The sequence below is a fragment of the Mesorhizobium sp. DxT genome, from assembly GCF_058448885.1.
The window spans coordinates 61,641-85,664 of the sequence record NZ_JBZFLJ010000001.1; the positions used below are offsets into that span (position 1 = coordinate 61,641).

22 protein-coding genes are annotated in these 24,024 nt (G+C 64.4%); 8 read left to right on the forward strand and 14 right to left on the reverse strand.

The annotated features are described in order from the left end of the window. Positions 1 to 20: 20 nt before the first annotated feature. The 4 genes from pbfA to ACVJNE_RS00260 all read left to right on the forward strand — a co-directional run bounded on the left by pbfA (position 21) and on the right by ACVJNE_RS00260 (position 5,867). Positions 21 to 1,367 carry a (R)-1-hydroxy-2-aminoethylphosphonate ammonia-lyase gene (pbfA, locus tag ACVJNE_RS00245; RefSeq protein ID WP_499561942.1) on the forward strand — a complete coding sequence of 449 codons (1,347 nt, stop codon included), beginning with the start codon at positions 21 to 23 and terminating at the stop codon, positions 1,365 to 1,367. A gap of 203 nt (positions 1,368 to 1,570) precedes the next feature. Beyond that, positions 1,571 to 2,593 (forward strand): putative 2-aminoethylphosphonate ABC transporter substrate-binding protein, encoded by a 1,023-nt coding sequence (locus tag ACVJNE_RS00250; RefSeq protein ID WP_499561943.1) that lies wholly within the window; start codon positions 1,571 to 1,573, stop codon positions 2,591 to 2,593. 72 nt (positions 2,594 to 2,665) lie between these two features. Further along, complete coding sequence (locus ACVJNE_RS00255) at positions 2,666 to 3,850, forward strand: putative 2-aminoethylphosphonate ABC transporter ATP-binding protein (RefSeq protein WP_499561945.1); 1,185 nt, start codon at positions 2,666 to 2,668, stop codon at positions 3,848 to 3,850. A gap of 1 nt (position 3,851) precedes the next feature. After that, complete coding sequence (locus ACVJNE_RS00260) at positions 3,852 to 5,867, forward strand: putative 2-aminoethylphosphonate ABC transporter permease subunit (protein ID WP_499561947.1); 2,016 nt, start codon at positions 3,852 to 3,854, stop codon at positions 5,865 to 5,867. A gap of 84 nt (positions 5,868 to 5,951) precedes the next feature. On the opposite strand, the gene ACVJNE_RS00265 is transcribed toward ACVJNE_RS00260, so the two are convergent. The 7 genes from ACVJNE_RS00265 to ACVJNE_RS00295 all read right to left on the reverse strand — a co-directional run bounded on the left by ACVJNE_RS00265 (position 5,952) and on the right by ACVJNE_RS00295 (position 12,961). Next, positions 5,952 to 6,887: a sugar ABC transporter substrate-binding protein gene (locus ACVJNE_RS00265; RefSeq protein WP_499561949.1), complete on the reverse strand. Its 936-nt coding sequence runs from the start codon at positions 6,885 to 6,887 to the stop codon at positions 5,952 to 5,954. Positions 6,888 to 6,914: 27 nt separating this feature from the next. After that, entirely contained in the window at positions 6,915 to 7,877 is a 963-nt protein-coding gene (locus tag ACVJNE_RS00270; RefSeq protein ID WP_499561951.1) for an ABC transporter permease, read from the reverse strand. Beyond that, entirely contained in the window at positions 7,877 to 8,875 is a 999-nt protein-coding gene (locus tag ACVJNE_RS00275; protein WP_368804281.1) for an ABC transporter permease, read from the reverse strand. Before ACVJNE_RS00275 ends, ACVJNE_RS00270 begins: the two co-directional genes overlap by 1 nt. After that, entirely contained in the window at positions 8,872 to 10,371 is a 1,500-nt protein-coding gene (locus ACVJNE_RS00280; protein WP_499561953.1) for a sugar ABC transporter ATP-binding protein, read from the reverse strand. The genes ACVJNE_RS00275 and ACVJNE_RS00280 overlap by 4 nt, the downstream gene beginning before the upstream one ends. A gap of 113 nt (positions 10,372 to 10,484) precedes the next feature. Then, complete coding sequence (locus ACVJNE_RS00285; RefSeq protein WP_499561955.1) at positions 10,485 to 11,336, reverse strand: amidohydrolase family protein; 852 nt, start codon at positions 11,334 to 11,336, stop codon at positions 10,485 to 10,487. Positions 11,337 to 11,345: 9 nt separating this feature from the next. Beyond that, complete coding sequence (locus ACVJNE_RS00290; protein WP_499561957.1) at positions 11,346 to 12,191, reverse strand: fumarylacetoacetate hydrolase family protein; 846 nt, start codon at positions 12,189 to 12,191, stop codon at positions 11,346 to 11,348. Between the two features lie 23 nt (positions 12,192 to 12,214). Further along, entirely contained in the window at positions 12,215 to 12,961 is a 747-nt protein-coding gene (locus ACVJNE_RS00295; RefSeq protein ID WP_499561959.1) for an SDR family NAD(P)-dependent oxidoreductase, read from the reverse strand. A gap of 241 nt (positions 12,962 to 13,202) precedes the next feature. Between ACVJNE_RS00295 and ACVJNE_RS00300 the strand changes: the two genes are divergently transcribed. Next, the gene (locus tag ACVJNE_RS00300) at positions 13,203 to 13,874 is read left to right on the forward strand and encodes a GntR family transcriptional regulator (RefSeq protein ID WP_499561961.1); all 672 of its coding nucleotides are present in this window, start codon (positions 13,203 to 13,205) and stop codon (positions 13,872 to 13,874) included. Between the two features lie 39 nt (positions 13,875 to 13,913). Then, complete coding sequence (locus tag ACVJNE_RS00305) at positions 13,914 to 14,936, forward strand: aldo/keto reductase (protein WP_499561962.1); 1,023 nt, start codon at positions 13,914 to 13,916, stop codon at positions 14,934 to 14,936. 15 nt (positions 14,937 to 14,951) lie between these two features. Here ACVJNE_RS00305 and ACVJNE_RS00310 read toward each other — a convergent pair whose 3' ends face one another. Continuing rightward, positions 14,952 to 16,478, reverse strand: a complete 1,527-nt coding sequence (locus ACVJNE_RS00310; protein WP_499561964.1) for a UxaA family hydrolase — start codon at positions 16,476 to 16,478, stop codon at positions 14,952 to 14,954. A gap of 121 nt (positions 16,479 to 16,599) precedes the next feature. Here ACVJNE_RS00310 and ACVJNE_RS00315 point away from each other — a divergent pair, with 121 nt between their 5' ends. Continuing rightward, on the forward strand, positions 16,600 to 16,929 hold the full coding sequence (locus ACVJNE_RS00315) for an L-rhamnose mutarotase (protein ID WP_499561966.1): 330 nt from the start codon (positions 16,600 to 16,602) through the stop codon (positions 16,927 to 16,929). Positions 16,930 to 16,950: 21 nt separating this feature from the next. On the opposite strand, the gene ACVJNE_RS00320 is transcribed toward ACVJNE_RS00315, so the two are convergent. The 5 genes from ACVJNE_RS00320 to ACVJNE_RS00340 form a co-directional block, all read right to left on the reverse strand. Next, on the reverse strand, positions 16,951 to 18,348 hold the full coding sequence (locus ACVJNE_RS00320; RefSeq protein WP_499561969.1) for a TRAP transporter large permease: 1,398 nt from the start codon (positions 18,346 to 18,348) through the stop codon (positions 16,951 to 16,953). After that, on the reverse strand, positions 18,345 to 18,986 hold the full coding sequence (locus tag ACVJNE_RS00325; RefSeq protein WP_499561972.1) for a TRAP transporter small permease subunit: 642 nt from the start codon (positions 18,984 to 18,986) through the stop codon (positions 18,345 to 18,347). Before ACVJNE_RS00325 ends, ACVJNE_RS00320 begins: the two co-directional genes overlap by 4 nt. 72 nt (positions 18,987 to 19,058) lie before the next feature. Further along, positions 19,059 to 20,102: a TRAP transporter substrate-binding protein gene (locus ACVJNE_RS00330; protein WP_499561974.1), complete on the reverse strand. Its 1,044-nt coding sequence runs from the start codon at positions 20,100 to 20,102 to the stop codon at positions 19,059 to 19,061. A 37-nt stretch (positions 20,103 to 20,139) separates the two neighbouring features. Next, positions 20,140 to 20,997 (reverse strand): isocitrate lyase/PEP mutase family protein, encoded by an 858-nt coding sequence (locus tag ACVJNE_RS00335; RefSeq protein ID WP_499561976.1) that lies wholly within the window; start codon positions 20,995 to 20,997, stop codon positions 20,140 to 20,142. 18 nt (positions 20,998 to 21,015) lie between these two features. Next, complete coding sequence (locus ACVJNE_RS00340) at positions 21,016 to 21,783, reverse strand: SDR family NAD(P)-dependent oxidoreductase (protein ID WP_499561978.1); 768 nt, start codon at positions 21,781 to 21,783, stop codon at positions 21,016 to 21,018. A 181-nt stretch (positions 21,784 to 21,964) separates the two neighbouring features. Here ACVJNE_RS00340 and ACVJNE_RS00345 point away from each other — a divergent pair, with 181 nt between their 5' ends. After that, positions 21,965 to 22,693, forward strand: coding sequence for a GntR family transcriptional regulator (locus ACVJNE_RS00345; RefSeq protein ID WP_499561980.1), 729 nt, complete (start codon positions 21,965 to 21,967; stop codon positions 22,691 to 22,693). Between the two features lie 24 nt (positions 22,694 to 22,717). Here ACVJNE_RS00345 and ACVJNE_RS00350 read toward each other — a convergent pair whose 3' ends face one another. Further along, the gene (locus tag ACVJNE_RS00350; protein WP_499561982.1) at positions 22,718 to 23,875 is read right to left on the reverse strand and encodes a fumarylacetoacetate hydrolase family protein; all 1,158 of its coding nucleotides are present in this window, start codon (positions 23,873 to 23,875) and stop codon (positions 22,718 to 22,720) included. Between the last annotated feature and the right edge of the window lie 149 nt (positions 23,876 to 24,024).

The window sequence follows — 24,024 nt, forward strand, 5'->3', positions numbered from 1 at the left end:
CGGGGCGGGGAGACACGACAATGAGCATTGTCCACACCGAGGGCGAGTCCAACCGCGCGGCGGCAAGGCAGAAATGGAACGCGCGTCAGCATCATGTGCCGACGCGTGAACTTCTCCAGCGCGACGCAGACGCCTTCCTGCACCAGAGCCTTTCGAGCCCCTGCGTGTCGACGATCGCGAAGGCTGAGGGCATCTGGATCGAGGACCTCGCTGGCCGGCGATACATGGATTTCCACGGCAACAGCGTCCACCATATCGGCTACGCCCACCCCCGGCTGGTTGCCGCGATCAAGCAGCAGCTCGACGATCTCAGCTTCGCCCCGCGCCGCTTCGCCTGCGAGCCTGCGGTGGAGCTGGCCGAGAAGCTTGGCCGCCTTGCACCGGGCGATCTCTCGAAAGTGCTTTTCACGACCGGCGGCTCGGATGCGATCGAGGTCGCGTTGAAGATCGCGCGTGCGGCCACGGGTCGTTTCAAGACCCTTTCGTTCTGGGATGCCTTCCACGGTGCCGGTTTCGGCGCCGCGAGCGTCGGCGGCGAGGCAACGTTTCGCTCGCAGATCGCCGGCCCGCTCGTCACCGGCGCCGAGCACGTCGCGCCATGGGCCAGCCGCAACTGTGCCTACGGCCACGACAGTCTCGAAGCGTCCGCCCACGCCTGCGCGAACATGATCTCGTATGTGCTTGGCCGCGAGGGCGATTTCGCAGCCGTCATTGCCGAGCCGATGCGCGCCACGCCGCTCGTTCCCGCGCCTGGTTTCTGGAAAGCCGTGCGCGAAGCCTGCGACCGGCACGGAACCCTGCTCATCTTCGATGAAATCCCGACCGGCCTCGGCAAGACCGGCAGGTTCTTCTCGCACGAGCATGACGGGGTCATTCCAGACATTCTCGTGCTGGGCAAGGCGCTGGGCGGCGGCATCCTGCCGATCGCATCGGTCATCGCGCGACGCGACCTCGACGTCGCTGGCGACTACGCGATCGGTCACTACACCCACGAGAAGAACCCGGTGACGACCCGCGCCGCCCTCACCACCATCGGCATCATTGAAGAGGAAGGCCTCGTCGAGCGCGCCGCCGAGCTCGGCGGCTACGCCATGGCAAGGCTTTCGGAAACCCTGGCCCGCAGCCCTCATTTCGGTGAGGTACGCGGCCGGGGCCTGATGATGGGTGTCGAGCTGGTGACCGATACCGACAGCTACGCCCCTGCCCGCGAGCTGGCCGAGCGCGTCTATTATCGCTGCCTTGAGGAAGGCCTGAGCTTCAAGATCAGCGCCGGCAACGTGCTGACCCTGTCACCACCGCTCATCATCGAACGCGAGGATCTCGACCGTGCGTTGGCGACCGTCGAGCGCGCGGTCATGGCCGGCTGAGCATCCGCTTTCCGGTACATGACGGCGCGATGACAAATATCGCCGTGCGCGATAGTACCATCGATTAAATAGATTTTACTTATCGCGACACTTTCCCCACGATCCCACCATGGACGTTTTGAAGCCGGCGATACCGGCATGCCGCAGAGCAGCAGGCGTCCCCTCGCATCCGCTTCAGGTGCCAAATAATGGGGAACACGATCATGACAACATATCGCGCAGCCGCATTCGCAGCTTTCGCGACGGCTCTTTCCGCCTCGGCTGTTTTCGCCCAGACCGAGCTGACCGTCTACACCTCGATCGAGGCCGTCGACCTCGACCGCTACAAGCAGACCTTCGAAGCCGCCAATCCCGACATCAAGGTCAACTGGGTTCGCGACTCCACCGGCGTCATGACCGCCAAGCTGCTGGCCGAGAAGGACAACCCGCAGGCCGACGTAGTCTGGGGCGTGGCCGCGACCTCCCTGCTCCTGCTCAAGAGCGAGGGCATGCTTGAGCCCTATGCGCCGGCCGGCGTGGACAAGCTCGACCCGAAATTCGTGGATTCCTCCACCCCGCCCAGTTGGGTCGGCATGGACGCTTACGTGGCCGCGCTTTGCTACAACACCATCGAGGCGGAGAAGCTTGGCCTCACCCCGCCCAAATCCTGGAAGGATCTGACCAAGCCGGAATACAAGGGCCACGTGGTCATGCCGAACCCGAACTCGTCGGGCACCGGCTTCCTCGACGTGTCGGCCTGGATCCAGATGTTCGGCGAGGACGACGCCTGGGCGTTCATGGACGGCCTGCACGAAAACATCGCTGCCTACACCCACTCCGGCTCCAAGCCCTGCAAGATGGCGGCGGCCGGTGAAACCGTGATCGGCGTATCCTTCGAGTTCCCGGGCGCCAACGCCAAGAAGGCGGGCGCGCCCATCGACATCATCTTCCCCGAGGAAGGCTCCGGCTGGGAAGCGGAAGCAACCGCCATCATCGCCGGCACCGCCAATCTCGAGGCTGCCCAGAAGCTGGTCGACTGGTCGATCACCAAGGAAGCCAACGAGATGTACAATGTCGGCTACGCGGTCGTCGCTTATCCCGGCATTGCCAAGCCGGTCGAGCACCTGCCCGAGGACATTCCGTCGAAGATGATCGAGAACGACTTCGAATGGGCGGCCAACAACCGCAAGGCCATTCTGGCTGAATGGCAGAAGCGCTACGACGCAAAGTCCGAACCGAAGGGCTAGCCCCTTGAGGACAAGGCCGGGTGGAGCGATGATCGCGCCCGGCCTTTTTCATGCCAAACAAAAGGTCGTGCGATGAAACACGAGACCATTCCCGGCGCGACCAGCGCTGCGGTACGCTCGCGGCTATCCGCGGAAGGGACCGAACCGGTGAAATCGCCTTACCTGCAGATCGAGAACGTCTGGAAGACCTTTGGCGACTTTGCCGCGCTCAAGGGCATCTCGCTGTCGATCCAGGAAGGTGAGTTCGTCTGCTTCCTCGGCCCCTCCGGATGCGGGAAGACAACCCTGCTGCGCGCTGTGGCCGGTCTCGACCTTCAGACCCGCGGCACCGTCCATCAGGGCGGCAAGGACATATCGGTGCTTCCCCCATCCCAGCGCGACTACGGCATCGTTTTCCAGTCCTACGCGCTCTTTCCCAACCTCACGATCGAGAAGAACGTCGCCTTCGGCCTTGAGAACACCCGGCGTTCGAAAGCCGAAATCGCGCAGCGGGTCGCCGAACTTCTCGACCTCGTCGGCCTTGCCAGCCAGGCCAGGAAATACCCCGCCCAGCTTTCCGGCGGCCAGCAGCAGCGCATCGCGCTGGCGCGTGCCATCGCCATCTCTCCCGGCCTGCTGCTGCTCGACGAGCCGCTTTCGGCGCTCGACGCCAAGGTGCGCGTCCACCTCCGCCACGAGATCAAGAACCTGCAGCGCAAGCTGGGCGTGACCACCATCATGGTCACCCACGACCAGGAAGAGGCCCTCGCCATGGCTGACCGCATCGTGGTCATGAACCACGGCGTGATCGAGCAGGTCGGAACGCCGACCGAAGTCTATCGCGAACCGGCAAGCCTCTTCGTCGCCGACTTCATCGGCGAGACCAATCAGTTTCCCGCCAAGGTGCTGGCCGACGGCAGGGTTTCGCTCACCGGCACCGAGCTCGCCTGCGCGCCGCACGATTGCGCTGCCGGCACGCCGGTCACCGCCGTGATCCGTCCGGTCGACGTCATTCCTCACGGCGACGGCGCCCGCTCACCCGGCGCGCCGGACGTGGTGGCCACGCGTGAGAACCTGATCGAGGTCGACGTGCGCGAGATGGAATTCCTGGGCGGCTTCTGGCGCACCCGCCTCGCCTCGCCGCGCTTTGGCCACGGCCTGCTGGTCGCCGATTTCTCCATCAATGCCGTGCGCAGGCTCGACATCGCCGAGGGCAGCGCCATGAGCGTCGAACTCCCGCGCGACCGGGTGCTCGTCTTTCCCGAGAGGGCCGCCTGACATGACCGCCGCAACGCTCGAAATCCCCAAGGGCCGCGCGTTGCGGACCAGGGTCTCCGGCGACGATCTCGTCAAGCGCGGCTTGATGGTGGTCATCTCGCTCTATCTGCTGGTGGCGCTTGCCGCCCCGCTCTACGTCCTGCTGTCAAAGTCCGTCTCGACCTACGAGTTCGACCTGACCGCCTTCGAGCTCCAGCGCAGTGACGAAAGCGCTACGAACTGGAGCGAGCCGAAGACCGTCGCCACGCTGAATGAGGAAGTCGGGGGCGTCATCACGCCCGACCAGTTGAACACCGGCTCTGACGGCCGCCTCTCCCTGACCGCGCTTTATCCCGACTTCAGTTTCCGCAGTCCGGTCATGTACCGCATCCGCGGCACGAGCGACGACGCGGCCTATCTGGTGGGCTCGGAACTGCATCGCGGTACCGAATGGCTGGAACTCGATTCCAACACCTTCCGCCGGGTGGTGATCCGCCCCTCGGCTTCGCTCGGGCTCGACAATTTCGTCGCCTATTTCTCGACCCCGGCGCTCGCGCAATCGATCGCCAATTCGGTGCTGATGGGTGTCATCAGTACCGTGCTGGTCATCAGCATCGCCTTCGGCCTCGCCTACGCACTCAACCGAAGCTGCATGCCGTTCAAGGGTTTTTTCAGGCTCGTCACCACCATTCCCATTCTCGTGCCGTCGCTGCTGCCAGGCATCGCGCTCGTCTATCTCTTCGGCAATCAGGGCCTGTTGAAGGGCCTCATGATGGGCCATTCCATCTACGGCCCGATCGGCATCGTCATCGGCTCGGTGTTTTTCACCCTGCCCCACGCCCTGCTCATCATCTCTACCGCGCTGTCGGTAGCCGACCAGCGCCACTACGAGGCCGCGCAGTCCCTCAGGTCGAGCCCATGGCGCACCTTCTGGACCGTTACGGTGCCGGGAGCGCGCTACGGCATCATCTCCGCCGCCTTCGTGGTGTTCACGCTCGTCATCACCGATTTCGGCCTGCCGAAGGTAATCGGCGGCCAGTACAACGTGCTCGCTGTCGACATCTACAAACAGGTCATCGGCCAGCAGAATTTCGAGATGGGCGCGGTGGTGGCTGTGCTGCTGCTGGTGCCCGCCGTCGCCGCCTTCTTCGTCGACAGCGCCATCCGAAAGCGCCAGGTGGCATTGCTGTCTGCGCGTTCGGTGCCCTATCAGCCGAAGCCCGATCGCAGTTTCGATACCGCCTGCTTCGTCTATTGCTCCGCCGTCGCCCTTTTCATCCTGATGATGATCGGCGTCTGCCAGTTTGCAGCGACAGTGAAATTCTGGCCCTACGACCTGACACCCAGCCTCAACAACTTCCGCTTCGACCTGATGGATGGCGGCGGCTGGGGCGCTTATTACAACTCGATCGTGATGGCGCTGCTCACCGCCGTCTTCGGCACGATCATCGTCTTCGTCGGCGCCTACATGGTGGAAAAGACCGACGGCTTCGCGGCCGGCCGCACACTCTTCCAGTTCCTTGCCATGCTGCCGATGGCCGTGCCGGGCATGGTCCTCGGCCTCTCCTACATCTTCTTCTTCAACGATCCGGCAAACCCGCTCAACGCGATCTACGGAACGATGGCGATCCTGGTGGTCTCCACCGTCACCCACTTCTATACGGTGTCACACCTCACGGCGCTGACTGCGCTCAACCAGATGGACCGCGAGTTCGAGCCGGTCGCAGCCTCGCTCAAGCAGCCGTTCCACCGCCTGTTCTTCCGGGTGACGGTGCCGGTTTCCCTGCCCGCCATCCTCGACATATCAATCTATCTGTTCGTCAATGCGATGACGACAGTGTCGGCGGTGGTGTTCCTCTATTCCACACAGACGCAGCTCGCCTCGGTGGCCGTGCTCAACATGGACGATGCCGGCGACATCGCGCCCGCGGCTGCCATGGGCATGATGATCTTCTACACCAACGTCGCCGCTCGCCTGCTGCACGGTATCGTATCAAGGCTGCTGTTGAAGCGCTCGCAGGCCTGGCGGCAGCGGTAGCGCCTCTTTGCCCACGGCTTGCTGTAGATAAGAAAAGGGCCCGCACAAGGCGGGCCCTCTGCATGTCGGAAGGTGCCGCTTGGATCAGAACGCCGGTTCGACGCTGTCGACATTCGCCTTCGTCACGACCGTGAGCGGGATCGGCAGACGGGCGCCGACTTCCTTGCCGTCGAGGATCTCGGCCATGGTCTCGATGGCGAGCTTGCCGTCTTCCACCGGCGACTGGACGATCGTCGAATACATCTCACCCGACTTGATCGACTCGAACGCGTCCTTCTGGCCGTTGATGCCGACGATCGGCGGCGTCGGCTCGCCGGGCTTGGCTTCCTTCCACGCGTCGATGAAGCCGCGCGCCATCGTGTCGTCGTTGGCATAGACGCCGTCGATGCCGTCGCCGAAGCGGGTGATGAGGTCGCGGCTGACGACGAGCGCCTTCTGCTGGTCGAAATCGGCATTCACCGTGTCGAGCACCTCGAGCTTGCTGCCGATCTCGGCAAGGCGATCCACGAAGCCGCCGACGCGGCCGATGGTCGTGCCATTGCCGGCCTGCCCGGCGATCACGACGACGGAGCCTTCGCCGCCCAGCGCGTCATTGAGCGAATCCGCGGCCATCTCGCCTTCCTCGTAGACGTCAGGTCCGGTGAAGGACTTGATGAACTGGTTGGCCTGCTCGTCCATCGGCGAATTGATGAGGATCGACGGGATTTCCGCCTGCTGCGCCCGCGCGAGGCCGGGAATGTAGGCCTGCGGGTCAAGCGGCCACAGGATGATGCCGTCGGCGTTGCGCGCGATGCAGGTGTTGAGCTGTTCGGTGCCGGTCTGCACGTCGAAGTTCTGGCTCAGCGTGATCACCTCGATGCCGAGTTCCTTGGCGCGCGCCTCCAGTGCCTCGTTGGCCGGCGTCGCATAGGCATGCGCGTCGGCAGCGGTGACGTAGCAAACGGTCTTGGCTTCCGCCACACCCACTGAGGCAAGCAGCGCCAGCGCGCTGACAATCATTCCGGTTTTCGTCTTGGTCATGGTTTCCTCCTTAAAATCTCAAGATTTTCAGCCCGATGCGCCTGCCGCCGCATGTGTGCGCGGGCCAGGCCGCACCGTACGGTCGAGAACGACAAGCAGAATGAGGATGAGGCCGGCGACGACCTGCTGGATGTAGGCGGGCACCGACTGGAACTCCATCGCCGTTGTCAGCGCCGCGATCGTCAGCACGCCACCCAGCGTGCCGAGCGCCGAGCCACGCCCGCCCTCGATCCGCGTGCCGCCGACCACCACCGCCGCGATCACCGTTACGATCAGTTCTGCGCCGAACACCGGCGAGCCGGTATTCGTGGTCAGGCTCTGGAGAACGCCGGCCACACCCGCCAGCGTTCCGGCAAAGACGAAGGCGAGGAACACGGTCCGGCCGGGCGCAATGCCGCTTGCCTCGGCCGCGTCGGCGTTCGACCCCACCGCGAACAGGTTGCGCCCCGCCACGGTGCGCGTCAGCCAGAAATGCAGCACCAGGATCGCGCCGACGAACAGCGCGCTGCGCAGCGTGAATATCTCGAGATAGATCTTCGACAGCGCCAGCGACAGCATGATGTCCGTGCCCGGAACCGGCTGGCTGTCGGTCAGCCAGTGAGCAACCGAACGAAAGATCAGCATCGTTGCAAGCGTTGCGACCAGCGCGTTGACCTTGAAGACGACCGAGAGCAGCCCGTTGAAGGCGCCAGCGGCCGCACCCGCAAGCACCCCGGCAAGTGCTGCGGGCCAGATGCCGATGGCAGGCTGGAGCATCACGGCGGTGATGCCCGCCAGCGCGAAGGTCGAGCCCACCGAAAGGTCGATCTGGCGGGCGATGAGCAACACCGTCATGCCGATCGCGATGATGCCGATGGCGGCGCTGCGGTCGAGCCCCAGGCTCAGCGTCGTGACGCTCAGGAATCCGGGAACCGTGAGCGAGGCGACCAGCAGCGTCAGCCCAAGAATGACGGCGACGCGGTAGCGGACGAGCCGTGCGATCGGAGTCATCAAGCCCCTCCCCGCCTGCGAAGGGCGACATCCAGCGCGACCGCGCCGGCGATCAGCAATCCGAGCACAAAGCCCTGCACCGGCGTGCGCACGCCCTGCAGCACCATCACATTGGTCAGCAGCTGCACGAACACCAGCCCGGCAATCGCGCGCGGCACCGAGCCGAATCCGCCCATGATCGAGATACCACCGACGACGACGGCCGTGATGGCGCTGAACTCGTAGCCAGTGCCCACCAGCGGCCTCGCGCTTTGAAGGGTCAGCCCCAGCAGCGCGCCGCTCAGGCCCGAGCACAGCGCGGTAATCACGAATGCGCCAGCCTTGACCGCGCGCACCGGCACCGCGCTCGCCTCGGCGGCGCTGTAATTGCCGCCCGTGGCCACCGTCCACCGCCCCCAATAGGAGCGCGACAGCACGAAATGGCCGACAATCGCCACGGCAAGGAAGATCAGAACGATTGCGGGTATGCCGAACACGCGGCTTTTCACCAGCGCGGCCGTGTCCGGGTTCGTGCCATAGACGATAACGCCACCCACCGCTGCCTGCACGATGCCGAGAACGATCGTGCCCACGCCGAGCGTCGCGATGATCGGATTGATGCCGATATAGCCGATCAGCAGACCACTCATCAGCCCACAGAAACCGGCCAGCGCGATCGCCGCCGCGAAGGCCGGCACCGGGCCGATGACGGGTTGCAGGGCAAGCGACAGGATGGCCCCGCACGCGATCGTCGCCGGCACCGACAGATCGGCAAGCCCGCCCACCACAAGCACGAAGGTCATGCCCACGACGACGATGCCGACGATCGCCATGGAGGTCAGTACATTGACGAAATTGCCTGCCGTGAAGAAGACCGGGCTGGCCAGCGAGCCGTAGATCAGCACCGCCAGGATCGCGATCGCAAGCCCGCCACGGGACAGGAGATCGACCAGAGGGCTTCCGCCCCGAAAACGTTCGTTCGTTGTGTCTTGCTGCATCTGTATCGGGACGTCCGTCACGCTGCCTCCTCCCCGGTGGCAAGCGCCATGATCCTCTCCTCGCTCAGGGCCGCGCGCTCGACGGGTGCGGCAGCATGGCCGTCCCGCATCACCACGACGCGGTCGCACACGCCGAGAACCTCGGGCAGTTCCGACGAAATCATCACCACCGCCATGCCGCCGGCGACGAGTTCGCCGATGATGCGGTGGATTTCGGCTTTCGCGCCCACGTCGACGCCGCGCGTCGGCTCATCGAGGATGAGCACCGAAGGGCTGGCAGACAGCCATTTGGAAATGACGGCCTTCTGCTGGTTGCCGCCCGAAAGAAGGCTGATGCGCCGTTCCGGGTCCGGCGGCACGATGGAGAATTCCTTCGTGTATCGGTCGGCCAGCTTACGGTCGGCGCTCATGCTCACGCGGCCGAAGCGGGACAGCTTGCGCAGCACCGGCAGGCTGATGTTCTCGCGCACGCTGAGCGAGGGGACGATACCGTCGTCCTTGCGGTCTTCCGGCACATAGGCGATGCCCGCGCGCATGGCAGCCGCCGGCGACTTGATTGTCACAGCCTTGCCGCCGATCTCGATCCGGCCCTCGGTGGCGCGTGCCAGGCCGAAGATGGCCCTTGCCAGCTCCGTGCGCCCTGCCCCGACAAGCCCGGTAAGCCCGAGGATTTCGCCCGACCGCACCTCGAAGCTCACATCGCGAAAATTGTAGCCGTCGCCGAGGCCGATCACCTTCAGCACCGGCGAGCCAATGTCCGACGGCGTCTTCGGGAAGACGTTGGTGACTTCGCGCCCGACCATCAGCCGGATCATCTCCGCAGCCGTGATCCCGTCGGCAGGCCGCGTGTCGATCATGCTGCCGTCGCGCAGGATCGTCACGTCGTCGGCGATCTCCAGCACCTCCTTGAGGCGATGGCTGATGTAGATGATGGCAATGCCTTCCTGCTTCATCTTGCGTAGGATGCGGAACAGTGCCGCCGTCTCGTGCTCGCTCAGGCTCGAGGTCGGCTCGTCGAGAACGATGATGCGCGGCTTGGCGGCATAGGCCTTGGCGATCTCGACAAGCTGCTGCTGGCTGATCGACAGGTCGCCGAGGCGCGCCTTCGGGTCGATGGCCGCGCCAAGTTCGTTGAGGATGACTTCGGTGTCGCGCACCATGGCCGCCTTGTCGGCAAGGCCCCACTTTCGTGGCATGCGGCCGAGATAGACGTTTTCGGCAACCGTGAGGTCGGGAACAAGATTGAGTTCCTGATGAACCATGCGGACGCCGAGTTTCTGGGCATCGGCGGGCTTGCGCATGCGCACTTCGACCCCGGCAATCTCCGTCGTGCCGGTCGTGGGCAGGTAGGTACCGCTCAACACCTTCATCAGCGTCGACTTGCCGGCGCCGTTTTCGCCGACGATCGCATGGACGCGGCCGAACTCGACCGTCAGGGTGACGTTCGAAAGCGCCTTGACGCCCGGAAAAGTCTTGCTGATCCCCCGCATGCGGAGGGCCGTTGCCGCAGCCGACATACCCTTCCTCCCGATCGCGCGCCCCTGCCCTTCGTTCCGGTATCGGATGCGCATTGTTCTATTACACTAATATAATACCCTGCGCAAGCAAGCGCCCGGGCTTTCTTCCCGCCTTAGATTGAAAGACCGTAGAAGCGTACGGCATTCAGGCCGTAGACCGCGCCCCGTTCGGCTTCGCTCAGTCGACCGTCGAGGATCGCGCGCAGCGCCTGCAGTGCCTCGGCATAACTCCCCGCCTGAAGGCAAACCGGCCAGTCGCTGCCGAACATCAGCCGTTCGGAGCCGAACAGTCCGGCGACACGATCGACATAGGGCTTGAGGTCTGCCGGCTTCCAGGCCCGGTGATCGGCCTCTGTAATCATTCCCGAAAGCTTGCAAAGCACATTTGGAAATGCAGCTACGGCGGCCATATCCTCGGCCCAGCCGCCGAACGCGCCGGATGCGATATCCGGCTTCGCGATATGGTCGATGACAGCCTTCAGCCCCGGCACCGCTTCCAGCGCGCGAGCGACATGCGGCAGATGCCGGGGATGAACGAGTATATCGAACGCGATGCCACGTTCCGCCAGCAGCTTCAGATTAGCGAGCACTGCGGGTCGCAGGATGTAGGCATCGTCGTCAAGGTCTTGCAGCATCGGCCGCAGGGCGACGAATTTGGGCTGCCGCGCAAGTGCGTCGAGCTTCGTCCCGAAGCCACCATCCTCCATGTCGAGCCAGCCGACGACGCCGGCGACGAACGGCGTTCGCTCCGCCAGCTCGAGCAGGAACGCGGTCTCCGCCTCGGTCTGCGCGGCCTGCACCACAACCGTCGCGTCTACGCCGGCCTTGCGCAGCAGCGGCGCAAGGTCGTCGGGCATATAGTCGCGGTAGAGTGGCTCGCCCATCTCGGGCGACATCCAATGATAGTCGCCGCGCCCGACCTGCCAGAAATGATGATGGGCATCGATAACGGGAGCGGCGGCCATCTGGATCCCCTACGCGTCCGCGCGGAATGTCTGCTTCTGGGTTCCGAGGCCCTCGATGCCGAGTTCGACGACATCGCCGTCCTTGAGATAGCGCGGCGGCTTCATGCCCATGCCGACGCCGGGCGGTGTGCCGGTCGAGATGATGTCGCCGGGAAGCAGCGACATGAACTGCGACAGGTAGGAGACCAGATGCGCGACGCCGTAGACCATCGTCCTCGTCGAGCCGTCCTGCATCGTCTCGCCATTGACCTTCAGCCACATGCCGAGGTCCTGCGGATCGGCCACCGCGTCGCGCGTCACCAGCCAAGGCCCGATCGGGCCGAACGTGTCGCAGCTCTTGCCCTTCGTCCACTGGCCTTGCCGCTCGGTCTGGAACGCACGCTCGGAAACGTCATGCGCCACGCAATAGCCGGCGACGTAATCCATCGCCTCGGCTTCCGTCACGTATTTCGCGGGCTTGCCGATCACCACGCCGAGTTCGACCTCCCAGTCGGTCTTCTCCGATCCGCGCGGGATCAGCACGTCGTCGTCGGGACCGACGATCGCCGAGGTCGCCTTCATGAAGATCACCGGCTCGGACGGCACCGCCATACCCGACTCCGCGGCATGATCGGCATAGTTGAGGCCGATGCAGATGAACTTTCCGACGCCGGCAACGCAGGGTCCGATGCGCGGGTTGCCGGCAACGAGCGGCAGGCTCTTGGGATCGGTCTGCGACAGCGCCTTCAGCGCATCGGGATGCAGATGCTCGCCCGCCACGTCTGCGATCACGCCGGAAAGATCGCGGATATTGCCATCGGCATCGATCAGGCCCGGCTTCTCCGCACCGGGCTCGCCAAAACGAACAAGCTTCATGACTGGTCTCCCGAATAAAATGATCAGTAGGTGGCGCGGCCGCCGGAAAGGTCGAAAACCGAGGCGGTGGTGAAGCTGTTTTCCTTCGTCACCAGCCAGGCAACCATGTTCGCGGCCTCGTCCACCTCGAGGAACCGCGCGCGCGGGATCTTCGACAGCATGTAGTCGATATGCTCCTGCTTCATCTGGTCGAAGATCGGCGTGCGCGCGGCCGCAGGCGTGATGCAGTTGACGGCGATGTCGAAGCCGGCCAGTTCCTTGCCGAGCGATTTCGTCAGGCCGATCACCGCCGCCTTCGAAGCTGAATACGCCGAGGCATTGGGGTTGCCTTCCTTGCCGGCGATGGAAGCCACATTGACGATGCGGCCATAGTTCTGCGCCTTCATTGACGGCACGACGGCCCGGTTCACGTAGAACGTGCCGTTGAGGTTGATGTCGATCACCCGCCGCCACTCGTCCAGCGGATACTCGTCGAGCGTATGATTGGGGCCGGCAATACCGGCGGAATTGACGAGGATCGACACCGGCCCGAGCTGCTTTTCAGTCTGCTGATGCGCAGCATTGACGGCATCGGCGTCGGTGATGTCGACAACCACCGTCTCGACGCCCGCGCCGAGTTCGGCCTTCGCCGCAGCCAGCCGCTCGCCACCGATGTCCCAGAGGCAAACCTTCGCACCGGAGGCGAGGATACGCTTGGCAAAGGCGAAACCCAGTCCCTGAGCGCCCCCTGTGATGACGGCAACCTGGCCTTCTAGATCCAACTTGTTCATTGCCCGAACCTCCCGAATCGTCGTGTCGTGTGCCTTGCCCAGCCTGTCCTGCGCATCGGCTTTTCCTGCATTGCTCTTGCATATTACACTAGTATAATGCAAGCCTTGAAACGCCACGTGATGGCCTCGTGCAGGCCGGTTACCGCCATCGTGGCGGAAAACATGTCGTGAGGACGGGACCATAGTTTCGAAATCGCCTGACCAGCCAACCGAAGACCGGCTGTCCGCATTCCTCGGCGGCGTGGCGCTCAACAGGGCGATACCGCTGCGCGACCAAGTCTATTCGCTCGTCCGCAAGGCTATCGTCACCGGCAAGCTGGCACCCGGAGCCCCCATCAACGAGATCGAGATCGCAACGCGGCTGGGCATCTCGCGCACGCCAGTCCGCGAGGCGGTCAAGAAGGTCAGCGACGAGGGCCTCGTCGAGGTCTTCGCGCAGCACGGTACCTTTGTCGCCGACATCCGCCGCGAGCAGGTGGAAGAAGCCTACATCATCCGCATCGCGCTGGAGTTGGAGAGTATCAGGCGCGCGGCGGAGCGCATAACGCCGTCTCATGTTCAGGACCTCGAGGACATCGTCAACGCGCACGAGACGGCGGTGAAGCGCTCGCGCTACGACGAGGCGATTGCCCGCGACGACGACTTCCACCGCTACATCGCCGAGGTCAACGGCCTGCATATGCTGTGGAAGGTGGTCGACATCTCCAAGGCGCAGATGGATCGATGCCGCCTGCTGACCCTGCCGAGCCCCGGCGCGGGCCAGGAGACGATCGCCCAGCACCGCGCGATCCTCGAAGCGCTGGCGCAACGCGATCAGGACGCGTCGATGCGGGCCTTGAAGACCCATCTCCAGACGTCGCTCGACAATACGCTCGCCTATCTCGACGCAACGATCGGCGACCGCGCATCCTGACCTGGGCGCCGCGGAAGACAAAGACAAACGACCGGAGGAATGCAGGTGAAGGTTTCGCAACGCAGGGCCGTCGGGCGGGCAGGCCTGGAGCTGACGGCGCTGGGACTGGGCTGCGCCGCTTTCGGCGGGCTCTACCGGCCGATCGCCGCCACCGACGCGCTGGCTGCGCTGCGCGCTGCCTGGCAGGCAGGCATTCGCCATTTCGACGCCGCTCCCATGTACGGGCTGGGGCGGGCCGAACATCTCCTCGGACACTTCCTGCGCGAGGAAAGCGGCAATGTCGACGAGGCCGTCATCAGCACCAAGGTCGGCCGGCTGATGGCTCTGCCCCGCCCCGGCCGCGAACTGCCGCCGGAGCCGCCGAAGAACCCGTTCGATTCCGGCTGGAACAACGGCCTCGGGTTCCGCGAGGTCTTCGACTACAGCTATGACGGCCTGATGCGTAGCTTCGACGACAGTCAGCAACGCCTCGGCATGCCCGGCATCGATCTTCTTTTCGTGCACGACATCGGCCGCGTCACCCACGGCGAGCGGCACGACAGGACGTGGAAGGATCTCACCGGCGGCGGCTTCCGGGCGCTTGTCGAACTGCGCGAGGCGGGCCTCATCAAGGGCTTCGGCCTCGGGGTCAACGAGACGCAAGCGATCGACGAGGCGATGAACGAGACCGACCTCGACTGCTGCCTTCTTGCCGGGCGCTACACCCTGCTCGACCGGTCCGGTGAGGAACTTCTGGCCAAGGCCCGGTCTCGCAATGTCTCGATCGTGGCGGGCGGCGTGTACAATTCGGGCATCCTCGCCGCGCGCAACGCAGCCGACCGCAAGTTCGACTACCGCGATGCGCCGGCAGAGATGGTGGAGCGTGTCGACCGTCTCGCCGCAATCTGTGCGCGGTTCGACGTGCCGTTGGGCGCCGCGGCGATCCAGTTCCCGATGCGCAATGAAGCGATCACGTCCGTGCTGGTTGGCGCCAGAAGCGTCGACGATGTCACGACCAGCATCGACTGGTTCGAGCGCGAGATACCGGACGCGCTGTGGAACGAGCTCGACGCGGCCGCCTGATACGGCCGCAAGACCTTACATGGTTGCGCCTACCGACCAGGGCACGAATTCGCTATCGCCGTAGCCAAGCTGCTCGGACTTCGTCCGCTCGCCGGATGCCACGGCCAGCACCCGCTGCAGGATTTCCTCGCCTTTCTGCGCCAGCGAGACCCCGTCGAGGACATCGCCGCAATTGATGTCCATGTCCTCGTTCATCTGCTCGTAGATGTAGGAATTGGACGCGAGCTTGAGCGAAGGCGTCGGCTTGCAGCCGAAGGCCGAGCCGCGCCCCGTGGTGAAGCAGAGCACGTTCGCACCGCCGGCCACCTGCCCCGTCGCCGAGACCGGGTCGTAGCCGGGCGTATCCATGAACACCAGCCCCTTGGCCGTGACGGGTTCGGCATAGTCGAAGACACCGTTCAGGTTGGTCGAACCGCCCTTGGCCGCCGCACCCAGTGACTTTTCGAGGATGGTCGTCAGCCCGCCTGCCTTGTTGCCCGGCGACGGGTTGTTGTTCATCTCCATGTTGTGGCGGGCCGTGTAGTCCTCCCACCAGCGGATGCGCTCCGCAAGCTTCTCGCCCACCTGCGTACTTTCGGCCCGGTGCATCAGCAGATGCTCGGCGCCATAGATTTCAGGCGTCTCCGAAAGGATCGCGGTGCCCCCTTCGGCGACCAGCAGGTCGACCGCCACGCCCAGCGCCGGATTGGCGGTGATGCCGGAATAGCCGTCGGAGCCGCCGCACTGTAGCGCGAGCATCAGCTCCGAGGCCGGCGCCTCGCTGCGCGTCGCTTCGTTGACGATCGGCAGCATTTCCTCGATCGCGCGCACGCCCGCTTCCACGGTCTTGCGCGTGCCGCCCACCTCCTGGATCGTCAGCGTGCGGAAGGTCGTGTCCTCGCTGATACCGTAGGACTGCATCCAGCGCGGGATCTGGAATGCCTCGCAACCTAGACCGACCATCAGCACCCCGCCGATGTTGGGGTTGGTCGCGAACCCCCACTGCGTACGCTTGAGCAGTTCATACGCCTCGCCGTGGGTGTCGAGCCCGCAGCCGGTGCCGTGAACCAGCGAGATCACGCCATCGATGTTTGGATAATCTGCGAGGATGCCGGAGCGCGTCACCTGGTCGGCGATGAAGCGCGCGGCACTCGCCGAACAGTTAACCGATGTCAGCACCGCCACATAGTTGCGCGTGCCGTATTTGCCGTTCGCGCGGCGGAAGCCCTGGAAGCTGCGCCGCTTGTCCGCGGCGACGAACGCCGTCGGCTTCGTTTCAGTACCGAAGGCGTAGTCGCGGTCGAAGGCGTGCAGATAGACATTGTGCTCGTGCACCCAGCTTCCCGGTGCGATGTCCTCCTTGGCGAAACCGATCACCTGCCCGTACTTGATCACCGCTGCATCGCGGGGGATCGCCTCCACCGCCATCTTGTGGCCGCGCGGCACGCGCTGCGATGCGGTGACGCCCACGATCGTATCGCCGGCGCTGAAGGGTTCGATTGCCACAACGATGTTGTCGGCATCGGTAAGTCGGAGTGCGCGCGCTGTCGGTGCCGTCAACATATCCTGGAAATCGCCTGAAAACGGGGTTGCAACCCAAAGGGAATGTAAGAATACTAATATAATAGCTCAGGTCGGTCAAGGCGGCTCCCCCTCCCCGACCGGTGCGAGGAGGACTGAGAGAATGCAACGGATGGGTTTGTGCATCGGCCTGAAGGCCAGCGAGATCGAGCGATACCGCGAACTGCACGCGGCCGTCTGGCCCGACGTGCTGGCCGCCATCTCGACAGCCAACATCCGCAACTACTCGATCTTCCTCAAGGAGCCGGAAAACCTGCTCTTCGCCTACTGGGAATATGTCGGCACGGATTTCGAGCGCGACACGGCGATCATGCGCGAAAACCCCGCCATGCAGGAATGGTGGAAGATCTGCGACCCGCTGCAGCAGCCGCTCGAGACCCGTCGCGACGGCGAATGGTGGGCGGCGATGGAGCCCGTCTTCTTCCACCCGTGAATCCGGGCAGGTCTTCCTCTCTTACAACAGGAAGAAGACGATCGCCGGAAACAGTGCCAGTAGCAGCACGCCGAAAAGCTGGATGCCCACGAACGGCATGATCCCGCGATAGATGTCGCCGATCTTGACCGACCGCGGCGCAGCCCCCTTCAGGAAGAACAGCGCGAAACCGAATGGCGGGGTCAGGAACGACGTCTGCAGGTTGACCGACACCAGGATCGCGAACCAGAGCAGCACCAGGGAACGCTGGTCGGCAACCGGCAGGTGATCGATGCCGAGCGCCGGCGCGAAGTCGGGCGCGAAGCTCGCGATCACCGGCGCGAAGACGGGCAGCACGATCAGCGTGATCTCCAGCCAGTCGAAGAAGAAGCCGAGCAGGAAGATCACCACCATGAGCAGCAGTAGAAGGCTCCAGTGTGTCAGCCCCATCCAGGCGATGAAATCGAGGATCAGGTCCTCGCCGTAAAGCGCGCGGAACACGTAGGAGAAGGCGGTCGCGCCCGCGAAGATCAGGAAGATCATCGCCGAGGTCAGCGCCGTCTGCATGCACACCTTGTCGAGCGATGCCCGCGTCAGCTTGCCGTTGAACCATGCCAGCAGGATGGCCCCGAACGCGCCGATGCCCGACGCTTCTGTCGGCGTCGCCCAGCCGGCAAAGATCGAACCGAGCACGAGCGAAATCAGGAAGACGATCGGCACGAAGCCCTTCACCACCATGCTGACGAGATTGGCAACGCCGATCTCGTCGTCGGCACGCTCCACGGGCGGCGCCTTCTCCGGCCTGAAAGCGGCGATGGAGACGATGTAGGCACAATAGAGGAAAGCCAGCATCAGGCCGGGCAGTATGGCCGCCAGAAACAGGTCGCCCACCGAGATCGCCATCAGGTCGGCCATCATGACCAGCATGACCGAGGGCGGCAGCAGGATGCCCAGCGTGGCGCTGGCCGCGACCGTGCCCGTGCCGAGGCGAACGTCGTACTTCTGCGCGATCATCGCCGGCAGCGCCATCATGGTCAGCATCACAACCGATGCGCCGATAATGCCGGTCGTCGCCGCAAGGATCGTGCCCAGCAGCGTTACGGCAAGGGCCAGCCCGCCGGGCACCCGGCGCAGCATCACCTGCAGCACGCGCAGCAGGTTGCTCGCCACCTGGCTCTGCTCGAGCATGATGCCCATGAAGATGAAGCAGGGAACGGCCACCAGGATCTGGTTGTTGGCCGCCGTCTGCCACAGCCGTTCCACGAAGAGGTAAAGCTCGGACGTATGCATCACTCCGAGGCCGATGCCGCCCAGCGCGAAAAGCAGGGCAAGCCCGCCAAGCACGAGCCCTACCGGAAAGCCGGTGAACACGCACAGCGCCAGCGCCACGAACATGTAGCCGCCGAGATAGTCGTAGAGATGATTGTAGATCGCGGTCATGACGAAACTTCACCGGGCTTGGCTTCGTCTGCGGCTTCCGGCGGATGCCCCACCATGTCGAGACGCCGCAGCGCTTCCTGGCGCAGCGCAGAAGAACCGAACAGATAGACGGCGAGCCGCATCAGCGTCGACAGCAGCGACGCCATCAGCAGGGCTGCGCCGATCAGCACGAAGGACTTGATGATCCAGCGGTTCGGCAGTCCTGTCATCGCCGGAGACCCTTCCCCTTGCAGGAAGGCCTTTTCGACGAAGAACCAGGATTGATAGATCAGCACCCCGCAATAGGGGATCGCCAGTACGAGAAGCGCGATCAGCTCCAGCCATCCGCGCCGGCGTTCAGACTGGCGCTCGCGCCAGATGTCGACGCGTACATGCGTGCCGTTGAGATAGGCCAGCCCGTAGGCGAGCAGGAAGATGACGGCATGCAGATGCCACTCCATCTCCTGCAGCTTCGTCGGAGACAGGAAATCGTAGAGCCAGCTGTTCATCACGAACTGCTGGATGAAGATAATCTTCCGCGTGACGACATCGTAAACGATGATCAGGATCAGCGGGATGATGAGCCATGAGCCCACGCGCCCGAAAAAGGCGCATATCCGCTCCAGAATGTCGGATGCGGCGAGGAAAGAACGCATCATGTGCTCCAATCGAATGCCGGATCGCGCGCCCGCGGAAGAAGAGGCGCGCCGCTGCCGGCGCGCCTCCGACGGTTATTTCAGGTAGGCGCGCTCGCCCCAGACCTTGTAGTTCTCGCGGAACGCCGCAAGGCTTTCCCAGACGCGAGCGGAATCGGCGTTGGCGCCGGTCTCCGCGTCCAGCACCTTCTCCCACGCGGTACGGAATGCGTCGAGCATCTCCTGCGGCCATTCCATGGTCGCCACACCGTCGGCCTCGTTCTGCTGCATGATCTCGTACTGGCCAGCCTCGCCATCGGCAAACTGCTGCACCAGCGCGCTTTCGCAGGTCAGCTCCACAGTGCGCTTCTGGCTGTCGCTGAGCTTGTCCCAGCTATCCTTGTTGATCAGGAGCTCCTGGACAGTGGACTGCTGGTGCCAGCCGGGGAAGTAGTTGAACTTGGCGATCTGGTAGAAGCCCAGCCCACGGTCGATTGAGGGAACCGACTGCTCGGCGCCGTCGAGCGTGCCAAGCTCCAGCGCCTGATAGACTTCGCCCGGCGCCAGGAGCTGCGTGGAAACGCCGAATTCCTCCATCACCTTGGCGCCGAGGCCGAGGAAGCGCATCTTGATGCCGCGCAGGTCCTCGAGCGTCTTGATTTCCTTGCGGAACCAGCCACCGCTTTCCGGAGGCAGGATACCGCACGGCAGCATGTGGATGTTGTCACGCGCGTAGAATTCCTGCGCGAGCTCCAGCCCGCCGCCATGGCGGAGCCAGGCGAGCATCTCGCCCGCACCGGGGCCGAACGGCACGGCAGCGAAGAACGCATAGGCCGAGTTCTTGCCGACGTTGAAGCCCGGAGAACCGTAGGCGGCATCGACGGCCCCTTCGGAAACCGCGTCGTAATACTGCGTTCCGGCGACGATCGCGCCCGGCTCGAAGACGCGGATGTCGAAATTGCCGTCGGTCAGCGTTTCTACGTCCTCGGCGATGTTCCACGCGGTCGGGCCGGCAATCGGCATGGCCTGCGCATAGGCGGAATGAACCCGCCAGCGCAGGCGCTCCTGTGCGTCGGCCACGGTGGTCATCCCCACGGCCAGGGCAAGCGCAAAGCCGCCGGCGGCTGCAAAATTCTTCATTTCGAACTCCTCTCTCGTTTCCTCCGGCTGCCCCCGATCAGGCCTGGCCGAACTCCTCTTCGAAGTCATGGAACCGGTCGTACCCGACCATGCCCATGAACTCGTCATACGTCGCCATGCCCGATGCCGCCGCGATCGTTGTCCCGTCGTTCTTCAGCGTGTCGAGTATGGTTTTCGCCGCCCTGGCGGCGGCAAGCAGGGTCGAAAGCGCGTAGAACACGATGTCGAAACCCATCTCCTGAATGTCGTTCGCCGTCAGCTTCTGGACCTCGTTGCCGTCCATGATGCTGAGAACCTTCCGCCCTGAAACGCCCCGCGCGATGGCCTCGGCCTGCGCGATCGTGCGCACCCCGTCCACGAAGACGAGGTCGACGCCCGTCTCCGCATAGAGGTTGGCGCGGTGGACCGCTTCCTCGATCCCGTGGACGCCCAGCGCGTCCGTACGCGCGATCAGCAGCATGTCGGACTTGCCGCGCGCGCTCACCGCGCCCTTGAGCGTGCGAACCTGGCTTTCGGCGGAAACGAGCTGGATGCCCGCGAGCTGGCCGCAGCGCTTCGGCAATGTCTGGTCCTCAAGATGGATCGCGGCGACACCCACCTGCGCATAGTCCTCGACGGTACGCAGCAGGTTGTTGGCGCCGCCATAGCCCGTATCGGCATCGGCAATCACCGGCAGCGAGGTCGCTCGCACCATGCGCCGCGCGTGATCGATCATCTCGCTTTGCGTCATGAGGCCAAGGTCTGGCATGCCCAGCGTGGTGGCTGTCGCGCCGAAGCCGGTCATGTAGACGGCCGGGAAGCCCGCCTGCTCGACGAGACGTGCCGTCAGCACGTCCGATGCGCCCGGCGCCTGTATGAGCTTGCCCGCGGCAAGAAGGTCTTTCAATGTCGGCATCGGAAACTCATGTCTGGATCAGCGGCCGCCAGCCACGTCGAGTACGCTGGCGCTGATGTAGGAGGATGCGGGCGAAAGCAGCCACACGGCCGCCTCCGCCACTTCGGCGGGAGCGCCCAGCCGCTGCAGCGGGATGACATCGGCCAGCGCGGCGACGGCGGCCGGATCGCCAAGCGAATCAAGCTGGATTTCGGTGTCGATGATGCCGGGCGCGAGCGCGTTGACGCGCACATGCGGCGCAAGCTCCTTGGAGAAGGCATGCGTCAGCGTGACGATCGCGCCCTTCGTCGCGGCATAGGCCATGTTGCCGACCATGCCACCGGTGCGGGCCGCAATCGACGCCATCGAGACCACCGAGCGATCCGCAAAGCTGCCTGCGCGCGCTGCAAAGGCGGAGGTGACGTAGAAGACGCTCTTGAGGTTGACCGAAAGGACGCGTTCGAGCTCCCCCGCGTCCAGATCGGCAAGCGTCATGCGCTTTCCGATGATGCCGGCATTGTTGACGAGATGGGCGATACCGCCCCACTGGCTCTGGACGAGATCGGCCGCCGCGTCGACCTGAGCCTTGTCGCTGACGTCCACGACCTGAGTCAGCACACGCTCGTCATGGCGGTCGGCCAGTTCTGCGAGGCGATCCTCGCGAACGTCCCACACGGCAACGCGCGCGCCGGCCGCCACCAGCTTTTCGGTGATCGCGCGACCGATGCCCGAAGCACCGCCGGTCACAAGAGCCACACGCCCATCGAAAGACGATGCGAACGCGGTCTCGCTGGCTGTTGAAGACATCACCCCTCCCGTTTGCGGCTGGTCAGCCGACGGCGGCGGTATTAGCATATCAGAACTAGTATGCAATCCATTTATGCAATTTGCTCTGGTCAAGGCAGCTTCGGTGCCGCAAAACAGGGCAGGAAACGACGCGGCCGGCCACTATCGCAACGGCACCGCCGCGCAACGATGTTGGGAACGTATGGCCGCATTCACAATTCCACAGGGGAAATCATCGCTCGCCGTCACCGTCGCGGCCAGCATTCGCGACGCGATCGTGAACGCGAAGTTCGGCTTCGGCGAAGCGCTTTCGGAGGAGAACCTGGCCGCCGCCTTCGAGGTTAGCCGCACGCCGGTGCGCGAGGCTCTCAACCTGCTGCAGCTCGAGGGATTGGTTTCGATCGTCCCGAAATCAGGCACCTACGTGTTCACGCCCACGCTGGAGGACATCTCGGAGATCTGCGAATACCGCGCGGTTCTGGAGACCCACGCGGCAGAGCTCGCAGCCCGCGATAATCCTGAGGCCCTGGCTGCAGAGCTGACCGCGCTCGCCGACGAGATGGAGGCGGCGATGAAGGCGCAGGACATCCCGCTCTACGGCCGCCTCGACAGCCGCTATCACGAGGCGTTCTTCGAGAACGCGCGCAACCGCTATCTGGTCATGGGCTTCCAGATGATCATGGGCCGCGTCGCCACGCTGCGTACCCAGCTCGCGCTGCATGCCCGCAACGAGCCCGAACGCTCCTACGGCGACCACCGCCGCATGGTCGAGCTCATTCGCAAGGGCGACACGGCCCGGCTGAAGCAGGTGCTGCGCGCCCATATCCGCCGTACCCAGGACAACTACATGCAGGCGTTCCAGGCGAACCCGATCCGCCCGCTCACCGCGCGGGAAGCGATGCGCAGGAAGCTTGGCCCGCTGAAATCGTGAGGCGCGGCTGTCGGCGATCCCGCCTCAGATGAGCCCGGCACTCGCGAGATCGCGCATGAACCGGCTGGCGCCATAGGTCCACGGCGTGCATTCGGTCGAAAGCTGGACGCGGTTGATCAGCGTCCCGAGCTTCGGCCAGGAAATCTCGACGCTATCGCCCGCATGGTGCGTGAACCCCCGGCCCGCTTCGCCGCGATCCTTGGACGGCACGAACATGGTGCCGAGATAGAGCGCCATGCCGTCGGGATACTGATGATGACGGCCCATGGCGGCCGCGACGAGCTCTTCCGGCGCGCGGCTGATCTCCGACATCGAGCTCGACCCTGCCAGCTCGAACCCGTCCTCGCCGCGCACGTGAAGCCGCACCTCCGCCTGCTTCACGTCATCGAGCGAGAACGTGTCGTCGAACAGACGAATGAACGGACCCAGCGCCGCCGAAGCGTTGTTGTCCTTGGCCTTGCCGAGCAGCAGCGCCGAACGCCCTTCCACGTCGCGCAGGTTGACGTCGTTCCCCAGCGTCGCGCCGACGATGCGGCCCTCGCTGGAGGCGATCACGGCCACTTCCGGCTCAGGATTGTTCCAGGTCGAAACCGGATGCAGCCCCACATCGGCGCCGAAACCGACCGACGCGAGCGGCTGGCATTTGGTGAAGATTTCGGCATCTGGCCCGATGCCCACCTCGAGATATTGCGACCACGCGCCCCGCTCGATCAGGCGCTGCTTGATCGCCATCGCCTCCGGCGAACCGGGCTTGAGTTTCGAAAGGTCGTGACCGATGTGTTGCGCGATGTCGGCGCGGATCGAATCCGCCTTGTCCGCATCGCCGCGCGCCTGTTCCTCGATCACGCGCTCGAGCAGCGACACGACAAAGGTGACGCCGGAGGCCTTCACCGCCTGCAGGTCCACAGGCGAGAGCAGGTGCGGCCTGGCCTTGTCCCTCGCCGCCTGGTGGCTATTGGCTTCGATCTCTGCGACAGGCCCAAGCGAGCGGCCAACGCACGACGCCACATACCCAACCGGATCGGTCATCTCGCAGATGTCGCGCACCGTCGGCGCATCCCGCGCTGTGATGTCGTGCACCTCCCCGTCGCGAACGGTCACGACCAGCGGATGAGCGCGGTCGGCGACGCGGGCGCGGCCGACAAGCGTGCCTTCGCCGGGTGTGGCTGTTGTTGTGCTCACGAAATCCCCTCCTCCTGCTGATGAAGCGCGCGCACTATTGCCTTTTTGATTGCCAAGGCAAAGGGCCATAGCGGATTTGCGGCAAGGTTCCCTCCGATCGCAATCGGCATTGCGCTCGTGGCTGGATGTGCCAGACTTGCCCGTCACCA